Below are 19,037 nucleotides of genomic sequence, written 5' to 3'. Positions count from 1 at the left end.
CCCAAACCAACCCTTCAGGGAGGAATGAGATGAAAGCAACGGTACTGAAGTTCGCGATGGCGGCAGGCCTTATGGCCGGCGTTGCCACCGGCGCGACGGCCCAGCAGAAGAACGTGACGATCGGCGTCTCGATCCCGGCTGCGACCCATGGCTGGACGGGTGGCGTCGTCTATCATGCGCAGGAGACAGCGAAGCAGCTCGAAAAGGGCTATCCGGGCCTCAAGGTCATCGTGAAGACCTCTCCCGATGGCGCGGCGCAGGCGAACGCCCTCGACGACCTGACCTCGCAGAAGGTCGATGCGCTGGTGGTCCTGCCCTTCAACTCCGACGAGTTGACGAACCCCGTCCGCGAGATCAAGAAGCGCGGCACCCTCATCACCGTGGTCGATCGTGGCCTCAAGGATCCGTCGATCCAGGATATCTATGTCGCCGGCAATAATCCAGAATTCGGCCGCGTCGCCGGCAAGTACTTCGTCGACAACCTGAAACAGGGCAACGTCGTCGTCTTCCGCGGCATTCCGACGGTGATCGACGAGGAGCGCGTGACGAACTTCGAGAAGGCCCTCGAAGGCTCGGGCGTGAAGGTGATCGACAAGCAATATGCCAACTGGAACCGGGACGATGCCTTCAAGGTGATGCAGGACTTCCTGTCCAAGCATCCGAAGATCGATGCGGTCTGGGCCTCGGACGACGACATGGCGCTCGGCATCATGGAAGCGATCCGTCAGGCCAAGCGCGAGGACATCAAGTTCGTCCTCGGCGGCGCCGGCATGAAGGACATGATCAAGAAAGTCATGGACGGCGACAAGATGATCCCGGCCGACGTGTCCTATCCGCCATCGATGATCTCCACCGCCATGGGCGTCACCGCGGCGCATTTCTACACCAACGCTCCTATGCGCGGCACCTACGTGCTCAACGCCCAGCTGATCACGAAAGACAACGCCAAGGAGCACTACTTCCCGAACTCGCCGTTCTAATCGGCGTGGCTCTCGCCCCTTCGGCACGAAGGGGCGAGGCAACGGCAAGCTGCTCTTGATCAAGGGCCTCTTCCCCTTGCCTCTTTTCGCCTTCACTCACGTCACTTCGGGAGTTCACCCATGAAGACCATGAAGGGCCCCGGCCTCTTCCTTGCGCAATTCGCCGGCGACGAGGCTCCGTTCAACTCGCTCGACGCGATCTGCCGCTGGGCAGCCTCCCTCGGCTACAAGGGCGTTCAGATCCCCACCTGGGATCCGCGCCTGATCGATCTCAGCAAAGCCGCGGAATCGGACACCTATTGCGACGAGATCGCCGGCATCGTGCGCTCGCACGGCATGGAGATTACCGAGCTCTCCACTCACCTGCAGGGCCAGCTCGTCGCCGTTCATCCAGCCTATGACGAAGCCTTCGACGGGTTTGCGGCGCCAGAGGTCCGCGGCAATCCGAAGGCGCGGCAGGAATGGGCGGTGAACCAGATGCTGATGGCGGCAAAGGCCTCGAAGCGTCTGGGCCTGAATGCCAGCGTCACCTTCTCCGGCGCGCTGGCCTGGCCCTTCATGTATCCCTGGCCGCAGCGTCCCGCCGGTCTCGTCGAGACGGCCTTTGAGGAGCTGGGGCGCCGGTGGAAGCCCATCCTCGACGCCTACGAGGAAGCCGGCTGCGATGTCTGTTACGAGATCCATCCCGGCGAGGACATTCACGACGGCGCGACCTTCGAGCGCTTCGTCGATGCGGTCGGCGGACATCGGCGCGCCTGCATCAACTACGATCCGAGCCATTTCCTGCTGCAGCAACTCGACTACGTCGCCTTCATCGATCTCTACCACGAGCGCATCAAGGCATTCCACGCCAAGGATGCGGAATTCAACCCGTCCGGACGCGTCGGCGTCTATGGCGGCTACGAGAGCTGGATTAACCGCGCCGGCCGCTTCCGCTCCCTCGGTGACGGGCAGGTGGATTTCAACGCCATCTTCTCCAAGCTCGCGCAGTACGACTACGATTCCTGGGCCGTGCTGGAATGGGAATGCGCATTGAAGCACCCGGAGGACGGCGCGCGCGAAGGCGCAGAGTTCATCCAGGCGCATATCATCCGCGTCACGGAAAAGGCCTTCGACGATTTCGCCGCCGGCGGGACGGACGAGGCCGCCAACCGTCGGATGCTCGGCATCGACGCCGCATAAATTTCAAGGGGGCAAACACATGACGATCGCTGGATCTCCGGATCAGAAGCTCAACCGCCGGCTGCGCCTCGGCATGGTCGGCGGAGGACGCGGCGCGTTCATCGGCGCCGTTCACCGCATTGCCGCCCGCCTCGACGACCGTTGGGAATTGGTGGCGGGCGCCCTCTCGTCCGATCCGGAGCGGGCTAAGGCCTCCGGCCAGGACCTTCTTCTGAAGCCGGACCGCATCTATGGCGATTTCAATGAGATGGCGCGCCGCGAGCGGCGGCTGAAGGACGGCATCGACGCGGTCGCCATCGTGACGCCGAACCACGCCCATGCGGCGGCGGCCCGCGCCTTCCTGAAGGCCGGCATCCATGTGATCTGCGACAAGCCGCTGACGACCACGCGGCGCGAGGCGGATCAACTGGCCAAACTGGCGCGCGAATCCGGTCTGATCTTCGCGGTTACGCACAATTACACGGGCTACCCGCTCGTGCGGCAGGCCCGCGCCATGGTGCAGGCGGGCGAGCTCGGGGCCGTTCGCGTGGTGCAGGTGGAATACGCGCAGGACTGGCTTGCCACCCGCATGGAGGAGACCGGCAGCAAGCAGGCGGAATGGCGCACCGATCCGGCCCGCTCGGGCCCTGCCGGCGCCGTCGGCGATATCGGCACTCACGCCTTCAACCTCGCCGAGTTCATCGCCGGCGACGAGGTCGCGTCGCTGTCGGCGGAGTTGCATACCTTCGTTGAAGGTCGCAGGCTCGACGACAACGCCCATATGATGCTGCGCTTCGCGTCGGGCGCCAAGGGCATGCTCTGGTGCAGCCAGGTGGCGGCCGGCCTCGAGAACGGCCTCCGCATTCGTGTCTACGGCGAGAAGGCGGGTCTCGAATGGCATCAGGAGAACCCGAACTATCTCACCTTCTCGCCGCTCGGCGAACCGCCGCGCACCATCCGCCGCAACGGCTATGGCGCCGATGAGGTCTCCCGCGCAGCCTCGCGCATTCCGGGCGGACATCCGGAAGGCTATCTCGAAGGCTTCGCCCAGCTCTACACGGATGTGGCGGAGCAGATCGCGGCGCGGATCGAGAACCGCGAACCCAATCCCTTTTCGCTCCAGGTGCCCAACGTCGAGCACGGCGTGCGCGGCGTGCGCTTCATCGAGGCGGCGGTGCGCTCCTCGCAACGCAAGGCGGCCTGGGTCGATCTCTAGCCTGCGGCACAGGGGGCCGGCCCCCTGTGCATCTCTCTTGAAATCGCCTCTGCAATCATGACGTATAGGGTGACACGCTCATAGGCGGAATTGACGATTTCAGATGGCTTCCACGCACCACAATCACGGCCTCGAGGACCTAAACGACACTCAGAAGCGGGTTCACCGGATTCTGTGCTCCGCCCAGAACCCGCTCTCGGCCTATGAGGTCCTCGACAAGATGCGGGCCAAAGGCGCCGTGACGCCGCCGACAGTCTACCGGTCCCTGGACAAGCTGATCGAGAAGGGCCTGGCGCACCGGCTCGAGAGCCTCAACGCCTATGTGGCCTGCAAGCACCCGCACCACGAACACGACATGGCGGCCTTCGCCATCTGCGAGAGCTGCGGCCTGGTCAAGGAATTCACCGACCCGCATATCAGCGAGCGCCTCTCCCATTGGGGCGATGACCATGCCTTCTGCACCAAGAAGGTAACAGTGGAGATCCGCGGTCTGTGCGAGACCTGCGCAAAGTGAGCTTGAGCGTCGGAACATCAGGCAAATAGATACGTTAATACGTATCAGTAAGGGGGCAAACTCCACCCTTTGTGTGTCTAAACGCCAGATACCTTTGCGGAATATGCACAGCTGCAAGCGCCTCCAGTAACGATAGCACATTGTCAGATTCGCATTTTACCTATATGAATATATAGGTTCCGTAATAACAGGAGTGTGGCTCATGAGCACCAAGGCCCTCAGGAAAGAAGAAGAGGACAACCTCCTCCGTCGTGCAGACGATCTGTGCCGCCAGAACAATCTCAGACTCACGCCGATTCGCGAACGCGTCTATCGCGAGCTGGTCCAGAGCGGCGGCCCGGTCGGAGCTTACGATCTGGTCGACCGTCTCAGCAGCGAGAAGAAGCGTCTGGCTCCGGTCACGATCTATCGCGCTCTCGACTTCCTGCGCGATGCCGGTCTCGTCCATCGTCTGGCGACCCAGAACTCCTACGTCATCTCCCACGGCCAGCCGGACGTGAACGCGATGAAGATCATGTTCGTCGATTCCAAGACGGGCGAGACCATCGAGGTTCACTCGACCGAGGTTGCAGAGGCCGTGAAGAAGGCGGCCGAGCAGGCCGGCTTCAAGTCGGTCTCTCCGTTCATGGAAGTCGAGGGCGAGATCGCCCAGTGAATTTGAAAACAAAAGGTAGAGTCGATTTCTGACCCTGCCTATCGCGACTTGAACTTAAAAGGCCGGGCATTGCCCGGCCTTTTCTTTACTCCGCCGCGAGGGCCTGGCGATGGGGATGCTTCTCTTCCACCCGCTCGGCCCGCACCGTCTCCTTCGAGATGAAGGTGTAGAACATCGGCACCACGAAGAGCGTGAAGATCGTGCCGATCGACATGCCCGACGCGATCACGAGACCCATGGAGAAGCGAGCCGCTGCACCTGCACCGGTCGCATAGAGCAGCGGCGCGACGCCGAGCACCATGGCGGCCGTGGTCATGAGGATCGGGCGAAGGCGCACCCGGGCCGCCTCCTCGATGGCCTCACGCTTGCTGACGCCATGCTTTTCCTTCTGCTCGTTGGCGAACTCCACCATCAGAATGCCGTGCTTGGTGATCAGTCCCACGAGGGTGATCAGCCCGACCTGCGTGTAGATGTTCAGCGTCGCCAAGCCGAGATTCAGGAAGATCATGGCACCGAACATGGAGAGCGGCACCGACATCATGATGATGAACGGATCGCGGAAGCTCTCGAACTGTGCCGCCAGCACCAGATAGATCACGATGACCGCAAGACCGAAGGCGAGGAAGATCGAGCTTCCCTCCTGGATCTCCAGGCGGGACTGGCCGGCATAATCCTCGTAGAAGCCCTGCGGCATGACCTCCTGCCCGATGGAGCGCAGAGTCGCCAAGCCTTCCGACGTGGTCACGCCGGGGAGCGGCAGCGCCGACAATGTCGTCGAATTGAGCTGGTTGAACTGCTCGATGACGGCCGGCGCCGCATCCGTCTTGATGCTCACCAAAGCGGAAAGCGGAACCATGGATCCGTCGGAGGCACGGACATAGTACTCGGCCAGACGTTCCGGATTCAGACGATCCTCCTGCCGGACCTGACTGACGACGTCATAGCTCCGGTTGTCGCGGTCGAACTTCGAGATCGGCGCGCCGCCGACGAGAGCGCCGAGCGTGTTACCGATTTCCGAGACCGGCACGCCGAGGGCGGCGGCGCGGTCGCGATCCACCGTGATGCGAGCCCGGGGCGTCTCATAGGAGATCGAGTTCTGAACCACGATGAACTTGCCGGACTTCATCGCACGCTGCCGGATCTGTTCACCGATCTCATAAGCCTGAGACGAGTCACCGATGGTGCGCAGCACATATTGGATCGGCAGGCCATCGCCGCCACCGGGCAGGGAGGGAGGCGCGAAAACGAAGGCCTGCACGCCGGCATTCTCGTTCAGGAGGTTCTGGATCTCCTGCTTCGTCACAGGACCCTTCTTCTCTCGCTCGCTCCATTCCTTCAACTTGAAGCCGACGAAGCCACCGCCGCCGCCGTCGATGCCGACGATCAGGAAGCTGTCGTCGATCTCGGGGATCTTTTCGGCTGCGCCCGTGAACTGTTTGGAAAAGGCCTGCGTGTAGTCGGCGGTCGCATATTTCGGCGCATTGACCAGGCCGAGATAGGCACCCTGATCTTCTTCGGGCGCAAGCTCGGAAGAAGTCTTGGTGAACAGGAAGGCCGTGGTGCCGAGCAGGACCGCGACGATGACCAGAGTCACGCCGCGATAATCCAGCGAACCCTTCAGGCGCCTTGCATACCAGTTCTCAAGCCGCGTGAAGGTGCGGTCCACGAAGGCAGCGAACCGTCCTTGAGCCCCATGGGACTTCAGCAGCTTCGAGGACATCATCGGCGAAAGCGTCACGGCGACGATGCCGGAGATGATCACTGCCCCTGCAAGCGTGAAGGCGAATTCGCGAAACAGCGAACCGGTCAATCCTTGCGTAAAGCCGATCGGCGCATACACGGCTGCCAGGGTGATCGTCATGGAGACGATGGGAACGAAGATCTCCTTCATGCCCACGACGGCAGCCTCGACGGGCTTCAGCCCCTCCTCGATATGGCGGTGGATGTTCTCCAGCACCACGATGGCGTCGTCGACCACGAGGCCGATGGCGAGCACCATCGCCAGCAGGGTCAGAAGGTTGATCGAATAGCCGAGCGCATAGAGGAAGAAGCAGACGCCGACGAGTGAGAGCGGAATCGTCACGATGGGGATCAGCACCGAGCGGAATGACCCGAGGAACAACAGGATCACCACGACGACGATGAGCGCCGCCTCCCCGATGGTCTTGAACACCTCCTCAATGGAGGCCGAGATGAAGTTCGACGCATCGTAGACGATCTCGACATTCATGCCCTTGGGCAGGGTCGGACGGATCGAATCGATGGCCTTCGTCACGGCCTCGGCAACGGTCAGCGGATTGGCGGACGGGGTCGGCGTGATGCCGATGAAGGTGCCCTGGCTGCCGTTGAAGCTGACGATGGTGTCTGTGCTCTCGGGCCCGAGTTCGACATCGGCCACATCGCGCAAGCGCACGACCTGGTCGCCATTGGACCGGATCGGCAGCATGCTGAAAGTCTCAGGCGTCTGCAGCGTGGTCTGCATGTCGAGCCTGTAGGCCACGTATTCGCTCTGCGTCTTGCCGGGAGCCGCGAGGAAGTTGTTGGCATTGATCGCCTGGACGACGTCGCCAGCCGTCACGCCGCGCGCGGCCAGACGGACGGGATCGATCCACACGCGCATGGAGAAGTCGCGCCCGCCGAGGATCTCGGCGTTGCCGACACCCTCAAGCGTTGCAAAGCGCGGCTGCACGACACGGGTCAGGAATTCGGAGACCTGCTCCGGATTCATCTCCGTGCTGCCGAAGGTGATGTACATGAGAGCGAAGCTCTGGCCCGTACCCTTCATGATGACCGGATCTTCGGCGTCCGACGGAAGCTGCGCGCGAACCTGCTGCACCTTCGCCGTGACTTCGGTGAGCGCCGCGTTCGGATCCGTGTTCAGGCGCATGCGCACGGACACCGTGCTGATGCCCAACCGGCTCTGCGTCGTCACGTAATCCACGCCCTCTGCGCTCGACACGGACTTGGCGATAGGCGTGCTGATGAAGCCCTGGATCAGATCGGCGCTCGCACCCGTATAGGTGGTCGTGATCGTGATCGTGGTTTCCTCGACCTCGGGATACTGACGCACCTGAAGGTTCATCAGTCCCTGCGCGCCGAGCAACAGGATCAGGAGGCTCACCACCATCGACAGGACGGGGCGGCGGATGAAAAGTTCAGTGAAACTCATGGCTTATGCCTATTGTCCGCTCGCGAGCTTCGATGCGTCGAGCTTCGTCACATCGATGCTGTTGTCGATTTTGACGGTTGCACCGGACTGCAGCTTGTTCTGCCCGGAGGCGACCACCTGCTGACCCGGGTTGACGCCGGAGACGATCTCGAGAGCACCGCCACGACGGCGGCCGGTTTTGACGAAGACCTGCTTGACGACCTGGACCTGCTGGCCCTGCTTCTCTTCCTGGTCGATCGTGTAGACGTAATCGCCGTAGAGGCTGGCGATAACGGCCGTCTGCGGGACGGTCATGACATTGGGCTGCTCCGGCAGGATCACCTCCACGTGGAGGAACTGACCCGGGAGAATGGCCCCGTTCTTGTTGTCCTCGACGAGAGCCTGGACCGAGACGAGCCGGGTCTTGGGATCGACGCGCGGGTCCTTGCCGGTGACGTGGCCCTTGAACGGCAGGTTGCCCTCGGTCGTGCCGATATGAACCTCCTGGCCGAGATTGATCTCGCCGGCCCGCTGCTCGGGAACCGTGAAATCGACCTTCATCGACGAGAGGTCCTGGAAGCTCGCAATGACGGTTCCGGGCTGCAGGTACTGACCGACATCGATCCGCGGAATGCCGATCACACCCGAGAAGGGAGCTTTCAGGGCTTTCTGCTCGATGGTCGCCTGCAGACGGGCGAGGCGGGAGCGTGCGGCGGCGAGCAAGGCGCTGGCTTGATCGAGATTGGCCTCCGTCCCATAGCCGCGCGTCGACAAGGTCTTGGCGCGCTCGAAGCTGCTCTCGGCCGTCTTCACGTTCGCCTGGACGTCCTGAATGTCGGCTCGCTCGACCGTGTCGTCCAGCTGAACCAGAACCTCGCCTTGGCGAACGTTCTGGTTGGCCTTGAATTTGATCTCGCTGACGATGCCGGCGATCTCGAAGGCCAACTCGACGCCGTTGGCGGCCTTGGCCGTACCGATGGCACTAATGCTCGGCGTCCACGTCTTGGCCTCGATCTTGGCGGCAGAAACCGCCTGGGCCGGCTGCTGCATGGTGGCGAAGAATTGGGTGATCATCTTGTCGCGGAAGAAGTTGAACCAGACCAACCCGGCGCAAAGTCCGATTGCAAGAATGAAGACAAGAGCAACTACAATGCGCCGTTTCATAGGCTTTTTCCGAGAGTTAGGGCTCACCTCGTGAGCCCTGTACGACTATGGTGGGTGCGGCAATAGCGTAACTTTACCTTGACGCCAAGGCCGTGAGAGAGAATTTATATACCGTCTGGACGGTTTAGTTGCAAGAGTGGTGGATGTTGTTTCCCTGTACCAGAGGCCGTAAGAGTTCCCGCGAAAAGATCCTTGACGCGGCGGCAGAACTCGTTGCCGAAATCGGCGCCGGACGGCTCACATTGGATGCCGTCGCGGAGAAGGCTGGCCTCAGCAAGGGCGGGCTTCTGTACAACTTTCCCACGAAAGAAGCCCTGCTGCAGGGTATGATCCAGCGCATGATCGACCAGGTCACCTCCGAGAAGGATGCCCTGCGGGAAAAGGCCGAACCCGGGCCGAACCTGGAAGCCCGCGTGGTGACGAAAACCCTGCTCAATATCTGCTGCGGCGGCAAGATGCAGGAGTTCGCCACCGGGATGATGGCGGCGACGGCCGAGAACCCAGGCCTCCTCGATCCGGTCCGTCAGGTGATCAGCACCACCCTGGAGCAGTTGAAGGCCAACTCGGACGATCTCGATGCCGCCCTGCTGGGCTGGCTTGCGACCGAGGGCCTCAGCAATCTCGAGATGCATAATCTCAGCCCGTTCTCGAACGCGGATCGGGAGCGGATCGTGAGGGCCATCGACCGGGTCGTGGTCAAGGGCATCGCCGAGTAGCGGATTTTCCGGCCTCAGCGCATCGTGCGGAACAGACGATCCGCGTCGGCGACTGACCCGAAAAGTGGGCTCGCTTTCGGGTCCGACGCTCTAGGCCATCCAGGACGGGTCGCTCAAAACCTCATCCGTATGCTCACCGAGGCGCGGCGAAGGACGGCCGGCCGCCATGGGCTGCCCATCCATCACGATGGGCGAGCGAACGGACGGAATGGCCCCGCCTTTGGCGGCCTGGGAGGGCAGATCGATCTTCATGCCCCGGGCGATGACCTGCGGATCGGCGAAGACATCGGCCACCGTGTTGATGGGACCGGCCGGAACGCCCTGCCCTTCCAAGGCCGCCAGAAGGTCCTCGCGCGTGAATGTCAGGGTCAATTCCGTGAGCAGGGGCACGAGTTCGGCCCGATGGCCGACGCGGCCGGCATTGGTCCTGAAGCGCTCGTCCTGCGCCAGCTCGGGCTTCCCCAGCACGGACACGAAGCGGGCGAACTGCCCGTCATTGCCCACCGCTACGATCACATGGCCATCCGCGACGGGGAAGACCTGATAGGGCACGATGTTGGGATGGGCGTTGCCCATGCGGCGGGGCGACTTTCCGGACGCCAGGTAGTTCATGGCCTGATTGGCCAGAACGCTCGTCTGCACATCGAGGAGCGCCATGTCGAGATGCGCCCCTTCCCCCGTCTGGTCGCGGCGGCGAAGGGCAGCGAGGATGCCAACGACGGAATAGACGCCAGTGAAGATGTCCACATAGGCCACGCCGATCTTCTGCGGCTCTCCTTCAGGATCTCCGGTCAGGTCCATGATGCCGCCGAGGCCCTGGATCATGAAATCGTAGCCGGCGCGGGCGGCATAGGGGCCGTTCTGCCCGAAACCCGTGATCGAGCAATAGACGAGGCGTGGGTTGACCTGCTTCAGGCCGTCATAATCGAGCCCGTACTTCTTCAGGCCACCGACCTTGAAGTTCTCGATCACCACGTCCGCCTGAGAAGCGAGCCGGCGGACGAGGTCCTGCCCCTCCGGCGTCTCGAAGTCGACCGCAATGGAACGCTTGCCGCGATTGCAGGAATGGAAATAAGCCGCCGAGAGATCGTCGCCTTCCGCCCCTTCGATGAAGGGAGGTCCCCATCCGCGGGTGTCGTCGCCGACACCGGGCCGCTCGACCTTCACCACATCGGCGCCGAGATCGGCGAGAAGCTGGCCGACCCAGGGGCCCGCGAGAATGCGCGCGAGTTCGAGGACTTTGAGGCCTTCGAGCGGTTTCATTCCGGTCAATCCATCACGGCATCGAGACCGCGTTTCAATCCGATGAATGACCGAACGCGTCGGGCTGCCAGCAGCGTGCCGGCGACATAGGGAGCGGCCGAGGAGCCCGCATCGTGGCGGATCACAAGCCGCTCATTGTCCGCGCCGAACACGGCCTCGCAGGACAGGACGAAGGACGGCAGGCGCAGCGAATGGACCTGCACCGGCTCCTTCGCGCCGAGGGAGCCGCCGCGGGTTTCGCGCACGCCGGTCAGCTCGGCGACCGGCTTCGACGTCGCGGGCTGGCGCACCTCGCTGAGAAGCTCTGCCAACTCGCGGGCCGTCCCGGATGGCGTGTCGGGCTTCTTGGCGGAAGCGTAATCGATGACCTCCACATCGGGCACGTAGCGGGCAGCCTCAAGGGCGAAGCGGCGCAGCAGCGTCGCCGTGATCGAAAAATTGCCGGCCGCGAGCACGCCGCGCTCGGCCTTGAGCGCATGACGATCAATCTCCGCATAATCTTCAGCGGAGAGCCCGGACGTGCCGATGACCACATGCCGGCCCTGTGCAAGCGCCGTCAGGGCATGCGCCTTGACGGCACCGGGCTTGGTGTAGTCGATCACCACATCGGACGGTACCTTCAAGGCTTCTTCCAGCGTGGCGCTGATCGGAACTCCCAAGGGGGAAGTCCTGCGGCCTCGCCCGCATCCTGGCTCGCGGCACTGCGGCTCACCGCACCTGCGAGCACGAGATCGTCGGAAGCGGCAATCGCCGCCACGAGGGACTTGCCGACCCAGCCGGTCGCGCCCGCCAAGGTAATCCGAACTGACATGAGCTACCAGCCTACTCTCAGAAGAATGCCTGCAGGCCCGTCTGCGCGCGGCCCAGAATAAGGGCGTGCACGTCATGCGTGCCTTCATAGGTGTTCACGGTCTCCAGGTTCTGCGCATGGCGCATGACATGATATTCCTCCTGGATACCGTTTCCGCCATGCATGTCGCGGGCCTGGCGGGCGATATCGAGCGCCTTGCCGCAATTGTTACGCTTGACCAGCGAAATCATCTCCGGTGCCACGCGGCCTTCGTCGAAGAGGCGTCCAACGCGCAAGCTGGCATGAAGGCCGAGCGTGATCTCAGTCATCATGTCGGCGAGCTTCTTCTGTACGAGCTGGGTCGCAGCGAGCGGCCGGTCGAACTGCTTACGGTCGAGCGTGTATTGACGCGCCCGGTGCCAGCAATCCTCCGCTGCCCCCATGGAGCCCCAGGAGATGCCATAGCGCGCCCGGTTGAGGCAGCCGAAGGGGCCTTTCAAGCCCGACACGTTGGGAAGCAGCGCATCCTCGCCCACCTCGACGCCGTCCATGACGATCTCGCCGGTGATCGAGGCGCGAAGGGAGAGCTTGCCGCCGATCTTCGGCGCGGAGAGACCCTTTATGCCCTTCTCCAGCACGAAGCCGCGGATCTGGTTGTCGTGGGCCTCGGATTTAGCCCAGATCACGAAGACATCCGCGATGGGGGAGTTGGAGATCCACGTCTTGGAGCCCGTGAGGCGATAGCCGCCATCGGTCTTCACGGCGCGGGTTTTCATGCCTGCCGGATCGGAGCCCGCGTCCGGCTCGGTGAGGCCGAAGCAGCCCACGAACTCGCCCGAGGCGAGCTTGGGCAGGTAATTCCGCCGCTGCTCCTCGGAGCCATAGGCATAGATCGGATACATGACGAGGGAAGATTGCACGCTCATCATGGAGCGGTAGCCGGAATCGACCCGCTCCACCTCGCGTGCCACGAGGCCGTAGGCAACATAGGAAGCGCCAGCGCAGCCGTATTCCTCCGGCAGGGTCACGCCGAGGAGGCCGAGCTCACCCATCTCGTTGAAGATGGAGCGGTCGGTCCTCTCCTCGCGGTAAGCCTCGATCACGCGCGGCAGGAGCTTATCCTGGGCGTAGGCGCGGGCCGTATCGCGAATCATGCGCTCGTCGCCGGTGAGAAGCTCGTCGAGGAGAAGCGGGTCTTCCCATTTGAGCTTCGCGAGTTCCTGTTGAGCACCGGCCATGATGATTGTCCTTCCCATGCAAGCCTTGAGGGTGCCGGCGTCAGGCCAGCCAAACCCATTGAATTTGAGTGGCAAAATCGCGCTGGACAGGGCAAATGTAAATCGACATCTTCGCAGCAGGTTATTCTCAATTGGAATGAACGTTTGTTTCGCCGCGGCTTCCTGCCCAATGTGGGCAACCTCCTGGCCTTCGAGGCCACAGCCCGTCATGGCAGCGTATCGCGAGCCGCCGAGGAACTGAACCTGACCCAGAGCGCCGTCTCGCGGCAAATCCAACAACTGGAGGAATCCCTCGGCGTCTCTCTGTTCAGCCGCTCTCGGCAGCGGGTGGTGCTCACTGACGTGGGCCGCATGTATGCCTCTCATGTGCGCAGCACCCTGTCCGAACTCTCCGACGCCACCCATCAGGCCATCGCTCTCTCCGGAACCAGCGGCGTCCTGAATCTTGCCACCCTGCCGACCTTCGGCACCCGCTGGCTCATTCCCCGTATTCCGGACTTCTTCGCCAGGCACCCCGGCGCAACGGTGAATTTCGGCGTGCGCCTCGTACCTTTCGATTTTGCCGCTGAGCCCTTCGATGCTGCCATCCATTTCGGCGAGCCGCATTGGCCGGGCGCGGTCTGCGAGCTCTTGCGAACCGAAGAGGTCGTGCCTGTCTGCAGCCCGGCCTACCGGGAACGGGAGAACCTGTACTCGCCGCAGGATCTGACCCGCGCCACCCTGCTGCAGCAAAGCACCCGCCCGACGGCTTGGGCCGAGTGGTTCGCCAGCGTCGGCGTGGAGGTCGGCAATCCGTTGCGCGGTCCTCGTTTCGAGCAATTCGCCATGGTGGCCCAGGCTGCCGCAGCGGGATTAGGGGCAGCCCTTATTCCGCATTTCCTGATCGCCGACGAACTGGCCTCGGGGCGCCTCAAGATTCTGTTCCCCCAAAGCCTCGTCAGCGGCGGCGCCTATTACCTCGTCTACCCGGAGCACAAGGCGGAGACGCCGCTGCTGCGCTCCTTCCGCGACTGGATTCTGGACGAGATCCGTCAGGGATAGACCTGTTTCGGCTTCAAGGTGCGGAAGCTCAAGGTGAACGCCACGAGCCCGCAGACGACGATGGCGCTCACCATCGAAAGCGGTGTGCCGTTGTAGAAGGCGCTGACCAGCACGATGATCACGGCACCCGTGCTGAGTTGCAAGGTACCCATGAGCGCCGAAGCAGTCCCCGCCACGGGACCATGGTCTTCGAGCGCGAGCACGGCCGTCGAGGGAATGACATAGCCGAGACAGCCGAACGACACGAAAAGCAGGCCCCAGAGAACATAGGCGTTGTCGATGCCGAGGATGGTGAGCACGAACAGCAGGACCACCAAAGCGGCAAAGCCGGAGATCGCGGTGCGCACCACCCGCTCGGCACCGAAGCGCCTCATGAAGAAGCTGTTGAACTGCGCGCTGCCGATGAAGGCGATGGCATTCGACGCGAAGACCATGCTGTAGGCCGAGGGCGTCAGGCCGAAATGCTCGATGAAGATGACGGATGAGCCGGCAAGATAAGCAAAGAAGCTCGCCTGACTGAAACCGCCGATGAAGGCGAGCCCCAGGAAACGACGATCCTTCAAAAGATTCCTGTAAGTGGCAAAGGCATGTCCAATGCCTTTCCGGTCCGCATCCGGCCTATGGGTTTCTGGCAGGAGGAAGAGGACGACGGCAAGACCCGCGAGGCCGATTACGGCAATGGCCCAGAAGATGGCGCGCCAACTGAAGAATGCCGTCAGGGTGCTGCCGGCCAGAGGCGCCAGGATGGGCGAAACGCTGAAGACCAGCATCATCGTCGCCATCAGCCGGGCCGCTTCATGCCCGGTATGCAGATCGCGAATGATGGCGCGGGGAATGACCATGGCGGCGCAGGAACCGACGCCCTGCAGGAAGCGGAAGGCAATCAGCGTTTCCACAGTGGGGGCGAAACTGCAGCCGATGCCTGCCAGAATGAAAAGGCCCAGTCCGAAATAGAGCGGCGGCTTGCGTCCGAACCGATCTGAGAGCGGCCCATAGACGATCTGGCAGACCGCGACTGCCAGAAAGAAGCTCATCAGGCTCATCTGCACGGCGCTGACATCGACCTGGAACTCGCGAGCAATGGCCGGGAAGGACGGCAGATACATGTCGATGGCAAAAGGACCTACGGCGGAGAGCATGCCGAGAACCAGCGCGTTGCGTAAGAAGGCGGACTTCATGGAGAACGGCTTTCGTAGCTCCGGCCGACGAGCCGAGATTGAGAAAACGGCCTGCCCACTGGAGGAACGGGTCAAGCAATGCGGACGAAAAAAGGTCCCGGCTCACCTCGGGCTAGGAGCACCGGAGGACGGGCGCCGCTTGTAAGCCCTTCATCGGCCAGGTTCAAGACAGCCACCCGTTTGTTATCGGACTATAATCCGGTCTGGAAATAATGCTTACTCTTCGTTAACCATGAATGGCCATAGCTAATTAACCATCCAGCTGGATGGGCTCATCCGCGAACGATCCGTCCCTCATGCGGGGCAGCGCGGCTGCCCGGCCGGCCCCCGAGTTATCAAAGTTCTTCATGACCGCTTCGATGTCCCCGAATCAGACGAGTCTCAGCGTTTCGCGGTCCGCACCACACTCCAATTCCACGCTTGGGAGGCCGGCCAGTCGTCACAATGCGCTGAATTGTCTTGCTGTCGTGGCCGTTCTGATGACGGTTTCCGCCTGCGCAGGTCGCTCGGATCTGGGTTATGCGAGCCTTATGTCCGAAGTGCCGGCAACGCGTGCGATCGTCGTCCCCCCGCCCGGCGGGCCCTCCGTGGTCGCGGTTCTGCAGCAGCAATACCAGGATGGCCTCTCGCAGGAGATCGCCCTATCGACGGCCTCGCTGACCACGGGCCAGAACGCCTTTTACGTGAGCCTGCTCAACAACACCGCAGGCAACATGGAAATCCCGAATACTCTGTCCTTGCCCTCCATGACCCCGGACCGGCTCCAGAGCGAGATGGAAGAGCGGATGCCGGGCGTCGAGATGGAGACCTCGCTGGTTTATGTGCAGAACCGGTTCGGCCCCTTCGGCTTTGCCACAGGGCGTTCCTCCGCGGGCGATCTGTGCCTTTACGCCTGGCAGCGGATCGAGCCAGGCGAGCCCGCCATCTTCGTGCCGGGCGGAGCCGTTTCGGTCCGCCTGCGCCTTTGCGATGCGGATGCCAGTGTTGATCAACTGCTGCGTGTCTTCTACGGCTACACCATCGCCGCCTATTACCGCCAGGAATCCTGGAACCCCTACGGAGACCCGCCCTCGCCGCCCGCTCATTTCGGGGAGAAGGATGCCCCCTTGTATCCGCTGGGTCTCGGTAGCGGGGAAAGTGCCACAGTAGTCCGCCGGCGGAGCCTATCCGAGGAAACGCGTCGCGTCGCCCCATCCGTGCAAGCGCCAAGGCGCACCATTGACAAAGATACGATTGAACCGCCTGCTGCCGCTCCGCCGGAAGCAGCACCACCGAGCGGTTATCCGGTCGTGCCGCCACCGCCCGCTCAATGACGCGAGGTCGAACACAGCAATGCTATAAAGTTAAATAGCGATCTATTTACTACTGTGACATTAGGCCTAAGCAACACTATGGATATATTAATAGACCCGACTTTAGTCTTGAATTAAGCGTGCAGTCTCTCACGCAAACATTCAAGCCGAGAATCCAGACGATGCGAGCGGGTCTTATCGTGGCCTTTTGGGCTGTGGCGGCGGTACTGATCATCTCGATCGTTGCTCTTCCCATCAGCCTCCAGGCACATCTTGTTGCGGGCCTCACGGTTGTGGCCTGCATGATCATCCTCAAGTTCTTCCGCGCCCAAGGCATCTGGCGGCTGATCGCCTTGGCTCTCGGCACCGCCATCGTCCTGCGCTACGTCTTCTGGCGCACCACCAGCACGATCCCACCGATCACCGAGGTCACAAGCTTCATCCCGGGCTTTCTGCTTTATCTGGCCGAGATGTACAGTGTCATGATGCTGTTCTTGAGCCTCTTCGTCGTGTCGAGCCCGCTGAAATCGCGCAAGGCGCCCCAGATCGATCCGCAAAACCTGCCGACAGTCGATGTCTTCGTTCCGAGCTATAACGAGAATGCCGATCTGCTGGCGACGACCTTGGCCGCTGCGAAAGGCATGACCTATCCTGCGGACAAGGTTACGGTCTGGCTTCTGGATGACGGCGGCACGGATGAGAAGTGCAATTCGAGCAACGCTAACGCCGCGCACCAAGCCCGCGAGCGCCGCGCCGAGCTGCAGGCCCTCTGCGCCGCCATGGACGTGAAATACCTGACCCGGGCGCGCAACCTGCATGCCAAGGCCGGCAACCTCAACAACGGCCTCGAGCACTCGACTGGCGACCTGGTCGCCGTGTTCGATGCGGACCACGCTCCCGCGCGCAGCTTCCTCACAGAGACCGTCGGCTATTTCACCACGGACAAGAACCTGTTCCTGGTTCAGACCCCGCACTTCTTCATCAACCCCGATCCGCTCGAGCGCAATCTCGGCACCTTCCAGACCATGCCGTCCGAGAACGAGATGTTCTACGGCGTCATCCAGCGTGGTCTCGACAAGTGGGATGCGGCCTTCTTCTGCGGTTCGGCCGCCGTGCTCCGACGCGAAGCCCTGCAGGAAACCAATGGCTTCAGCGGCGTCAGCATCACCGAGGATTGCGAGACCGCCCTTGAGCTCCATTCCCGCGGCTGGACGAGCGTCTATGTGGACAAGCCGCTGATCGCCGGCCTGCAACCGGACAGCTTCGCGAGCTTCATCGGCCAGCGCTCGCGCTGGGCGCAAGGCATGATGCAGATCCTGCGCTACAAATTCCCGCCCTTCAAGCGCGGGCTGAAGATCTCTCAGCGCTTGTGTTACATGTCGAGCAGCATGTTCTGGCTGTTTCCGTTCTCACGGTTCTGCTTTCTCATTTCACCGCTGTGCTATCTCTTCTTTGGGCTTGAGATCTTTACTGCATCGGGAGGCGAGTTCCTCGCCTACACCTTTACCTACATGATGGTGAACTTCATGATGCAGAATTATCTCTACGGCCGCTATCGCTGGCCGTGGATCTCGGATCTCTACGAGTACATCCAGACGATCTATCTGCTGCCGGCTGTATTGTCGGTGATCGCCAATCCCAGCAAGCCTACCTTCAAGGTCACGGCGAAGAACGAGTCCATGGAAGAGAGCCGCGTCTCGGAACTGGGAACGCCGTACTTCATCATCTTCGGCATCCTGATTCTCGGCGTCATCGCCACCGGCATCCGCGTTTGGGCAGAGCCCTACAAGGCCGATCTTACTCTGGTGACGGGCGCCTGGAACGTCCTCAACCTCATCATCGCAGGCTGTGCCTTGGGTGTGGTGTCGGAGCGGGCCACACGGCGCCAGAGCCATCGGGTTCGCGTCGAGCGGCCCTGCCGCTTCGTCCTGGGCGACGAGATCATCGATGCAGTCCTGAAGGACGTCTCGGTTGGAGGCGCAAGGGTTCACGTTCCGCCTTCCGCCGAGCCGAAGCTGAAGAAGGGCACCTCGGGTACACTCGAATTCCAGCCCTTCTCCAGCCTTCCCGTCCAGCATCTGCCGATGGAGATCCGCAAGGTCGGCATGGACGACAGGGGCCTGCTGCTCGGCTGCCGCTTCATGACCGAAAAGCCCGAGCATCGCCGGATGATCGCCGATCTCGTCTTCGCCAATGCGGACCAGTGGAGCGAATTCCAGAAGAACCGACACCATGACATTGGCGTTCTCCGCGGTACGCTCTGGTTCTTCATGGTCGCGTTCTATCAGACGGGACGAGGCCTCTCCTATTTCTTTGGTCTGCAGAAGATCGGCACCTCAAACCCTCCGGCGCCGTCCGTGGCCCCGGCCGTCAAGTAGAGGTTTATCGTGCGTCGGGTTCTGATCTTCTCCTTGCTCGCCTTCCAGACGCTGACTGCGCAAAACGCTGCCGCGCAGGCATCCTTCGGCATGTCGCCCGGCGCACCGAGAACGCCCCCGGCAGCCCGGCCTGCACCGCAGCAGGAACCGGCGCAACAAGCCCCGTCTGCCGCACCCTTCGAGATGCGCCAGCCAGGCGCAGCCCCTTCGACGCCTCCTGCGGCACAACCCGCATATCCGGCCCAGCCTACCCCCCGGCCAGCACCGCAACGCCCTTCAACATAGCGCCCCAGCGCCCGGCTC

14 protein-coding genes and 1 pseudogene are annotated in these 19,037 nt (G+C 62.3%); 9 read left to right on the top strand and 6 right to left on the bottom strand.

The features are described 5' to 3' along the window. Positions 1–29: 29 nt before the first annotated feature. The 5 genes from ACD578_RS23675 (at position 30) to ACD578_RS23655 (ending at position 4,526) form a co-directional block, all read left to right on the top strand. Positions 30–980: a substrate-binding domain-containing protein gene (locus ACD578_RS23675; RefSeq protein ID WP_404289047.1), complete on the top strand. Its 951-nt coding sequence runs from the start codon at positions 30–32 to the stop codon at positions 978–980. 120 nt (positions 981–1,100) lie between these two features. After that, positions 1,101–2,162 (top strand): sugar phosphate isomerase/epimerase family protein, encoded by a 1,062-nt coding sequence (locus ACD578_RS23670; protein ID WP_404289045.1) that lies wholly within the window; start codon positions 1,101–1,103, stop codon positions 2,160–2,162. A gap of 19 nt (positions 2,163–2,181) precedes the next feature. Beyond that, on the top strand, positions 2,182–3,357 hold the full coding sequence (locus ACD578_RS23665; RefSeq protein WP_404289043.1) for a Gfo/Idh/MocA family protein: 1,176 nt from the start codon (positions 2,182–2,184) through the stop codon (positions 3,355–3,357). A 103-nt stretch (positions 3,358–3,460) separates the two neighbouring features. After that, positions 3,461–3,871: a Fur family transcriptional regulator gene (locus ACD578_RS23660; RefSeq protein WP_404289041.1), complete on the top strand. Its 411-nt coding sequence runs from the start codon at positions 3,461–3,463 to the stop codon at positions 3,869–3,871. Positions 3,872–4,073: 202 nt separating this feature from the next. Beyond that, complete coding sequence (locus ACD578_RS23655; protein ID WP_152714305.1) at positions 4,074–4,526, top strand: Fur family transcriptional regulator; 453 nt, start codon at positions 4,074–4,076, stop codon at positions 4,524–4,526. Positions 4,527–4,611: 85 nt separating this feature from the next. Here the strand turns inward: ACD578_RS23655 and ACD578_RS23650 are convergent, their stop codons facing one another. Together ACD578_RS23650 and ACD578_RS23645 are read right to left on the bottom strand one after the other, a co-directional pair. After that, positions 4,612–7,695 carry an efflux RND transporter permease subunit gene (locus ACD578_RS23650; protein WP_152714306.1) on the bottom strand — a complete coding sequence of 1,028 codons (3,084 nt, stop codon included), beginning with the start codon at positions 7,693–7,695 and terminating at the stop codon, positions 4,612–4,614. Positions 7,696–7,704: 9 nt separating this feature from the next. Continuing rightward, positions 7,705–8,838: an efflux RND transporter periplasmic adaptor subunit gene (locus ACD578_RS23645; protein WP_404289038.1), complete on the bottom strand. Its 1,134-nt coding sequence runs from the start codon at positions 8,836–8,838 to the stop codon at positions 7,705–7,707. Positions 8,839–8,981: 143 nt separating this feature from the next. On the opposite strand from ACD578_RS23645, the gene ACD578_RS23640 reads away from it, so the two are divergent. Beyond that, a complete protein-coding gene (locus ACD578_RS23640) occupies positions 8,982–9,554 on the top strand; it encodes a TetR/AcrR family transcriptional regulator (RefSeq protein ID WP_404289036.1) in 573 nt (190 codons plus the stop codon). Between the two features lie 90 nt (positions 9,555–9,644). Here ACD578_RS23640 and ACD578_RS23635 read toward each other — a convergent pair whose 3' ends face one another. The 3 genes and pseudogenes from ACD578_RS23635 to ACD578_RS23625 all read right to left on the bottom strand — a co-directional run bounded on the left by ACD578_RS23635 (position 9,645) and on the right by ACD578_RS23625 (position 12,845). Then, a complete protein-coding gene (locus ACD578_RS23635; protein ID WP_404289034.1) occupies positions 9,645–10,817 on the bottom strand; it encodes a CaiB/BaiF CoA transferase family protein in 1,173 nt (390 codons plus the stop codon). 5 nt (positions 10,818–10,822) lie between these two features. Continuing rightward, positions 10,823–11,628: pseudogene (dapB, locus tag ACD578_RS23630) on the bottom strand (4-hydroxy-tetrahydrodipicolinate reductase). A 17-nt stretch (positions 11,629–11,645) separates the two neighbouring features. After that, complete coding sequence (locus ACD578_RS23625) at positions 11,646–12,845, bottom strand: acyl-CoA dehydrogenase (RefSeq protein WP_404289032.1); 1,200 nt, start codon at positions 12,843–12,845, stop codon at positions 11,646–11,648. A 144-nt stretch (positions 12,846–12,989) separates the two neighbouring features. Here ACD578_RS23625 and ACD578_RS23620 point away from each other — a divergent pair, with 144 nt between their 5' ends. After that, positions 12,990–13,886: a LysR family transcriptional regulator gene (locus tag ACD578_RS23620; protein ID WP_404289030.1), complete on the top strand. Its 897-nt coding sequence runs from the start codon at positions 12,990–12,992 to the stop codon at positions 13,884–13,886. On the opposite strand, the gene ACD578_RS23615 is transcribed toward ACD578_RS23620, so the two are convergent. Then, positions 13,877–15,064: a multidrug effflux MFS transporter gene (locus ACD578_RS23615; protein WP_404289028.1), complete on the bottom strand. Its 1,188-nt coding sequence runs from the start codon at positions 15,062–15,064 to the stop codon at positions 13,877–13,879. The two genes, ACD578_RS23620 and ACD578_RS23615, sit on opposite strands and share 10 nt — an antisense overlap. Positions 15,065–15,594: 530 nt before the next feature. On the opposite strand from ACD578_RS23615, the gene bcsN reads away from it, so the two are divergent. Together bcsN and bcsA are read left to right on the top strand one after the other, a co-directional pair. After that, positions 15,595–16,377 carry a cellulose biosynthesis protein BcsN gene (gene bcsN / locus ACD578_RS23610; protein ID WP_404289026.1) on the top strand — a complete coding sequence of 261 codons (783 nt, stop codon included), beginning with the start codon at positions 15,595–15,597 and terminating at the stop codon, positions 16,375–16,377. A gap of 161 nt (positions 16,378–16,538) precedes the next feature. Next, the gene (gene bcsA, locus ACD578_RS23605; RefSeq protein ID WP_404289024.1) at positions 16,539–18,734 is read left to right on the top strand and encodes a UDP-forming cellulose synthase catalytic subunit; all 2,196 of its coding nucleotides are present in this window, start codon (positions 16,539–16,541) and stop codon (positions 18,732–18,734) included. Positions 18,735–19,037 lie beyond the last annotated feature (303 nt).

The sequence above is a fragment of the Microvirga sp. RSM25 genome (assembly GCF_044784385.1).
GTDB classification, from domain to species: Bacteria; Pseudomonadota; Alphaproteobacteria; order Rhizobiales; family Beijerinckiaceae; genus Microvirga; species Microvirga tunisiensis.
The sequence above is the reverse complement of the archived record's forward strand: the minus strand, read 5'-3'. Positions and strand labels throughout refer to the sequence as shown.

Coding starts and splice junctions, on each gene's coding strand:
- ACD578_RS23655 (WP_152714305.1), top strand. CDS start 4,074: ATGAGCACCAAGGCCCTCAGGAAAGAAGAAGAGGACAACCTCCTCCGT.
- ACD578_RS23640 (WP_404289036.1), top strand. CDS start 8,982: ATGTTGTTTCCCTGTACCAGAGGCCGTAAGAGTTCCCGCGAAAAGATC.
- ACD578_RS23635 (WP_404289034.1), bottom strand. CDS start 10,817: ATGAAACCGCTCGAAGGCCTCAAAGTCCTCGAACTCGCGCGCATTCTC.
- bcsN (WP_404289026.1), top strand. CDS start 15,595: ATGTCCGAAGTGCCGGCAACGCGTGCGATCGTCGTCCCCCCGCCCGGC.
- bcsA (WP_404289024.1), top strand. CDS start 16,539: ATGCGAGCGGGTCTTATCGTGGCCTTTTGGGCTGTGGCGGCGGTACTG.
- ACD578_RS23675 (WP_404289047.1), top strand. CDS start 30: ATGAAAGCAACGGTACTGAAGTTCGCGATGGCGGCAGGCCTTATGGCC.
- ACD578_RS23670 (WP_404289045.1), top strand. CDS start 1,101: ATGAAGACCATGAAGGGCCCCGGCCTCTTCCTTGCGCAATTCGCCGGC.
- ACD578_RS23665 (WP_404289043.1), top strand. CDS start 2,182: ATGACGATCGCTGGATCTCCGGATCAGAAGCTCAACCGCCGGCTGCGC.
- ACD578_RS23625 (WP_404289032.1), bottom strand. CDS start 12,845: ATGGCCGGTGCTCAACAGGAACTCGCGAAGCTCAAATGGGAAGACCCG.
- ACD578_RS23615 (WP_404289028.1), bottom strand. CDS start 15,064: ATGAAGTCCGCCTTCTTACGCAACGCGCTGGTTCTCGGCATGCTCTCC.
- ACD578_RS23650 (WP_152714306.1), bottom strand. CDS start 7,695: ATGAGTTTCACTGAACTTTTCATCCGCCGCCCCGTCCTGTCGATGGTG.
- ACD578_RS23645 (WP_404289038.1), bottom strand. CDS start 8,838: ATGAAACGGCGCATTGTAGTTGCTCTTGTCTTCATTCTTGCAATCGGA.
- ACD578_RS23660 (WP_404289041.1), top strand. CDS start 3,461: ATGGCTTCCACGCACCACAATCACGGCCTCGAGGACCTAAACGACACT.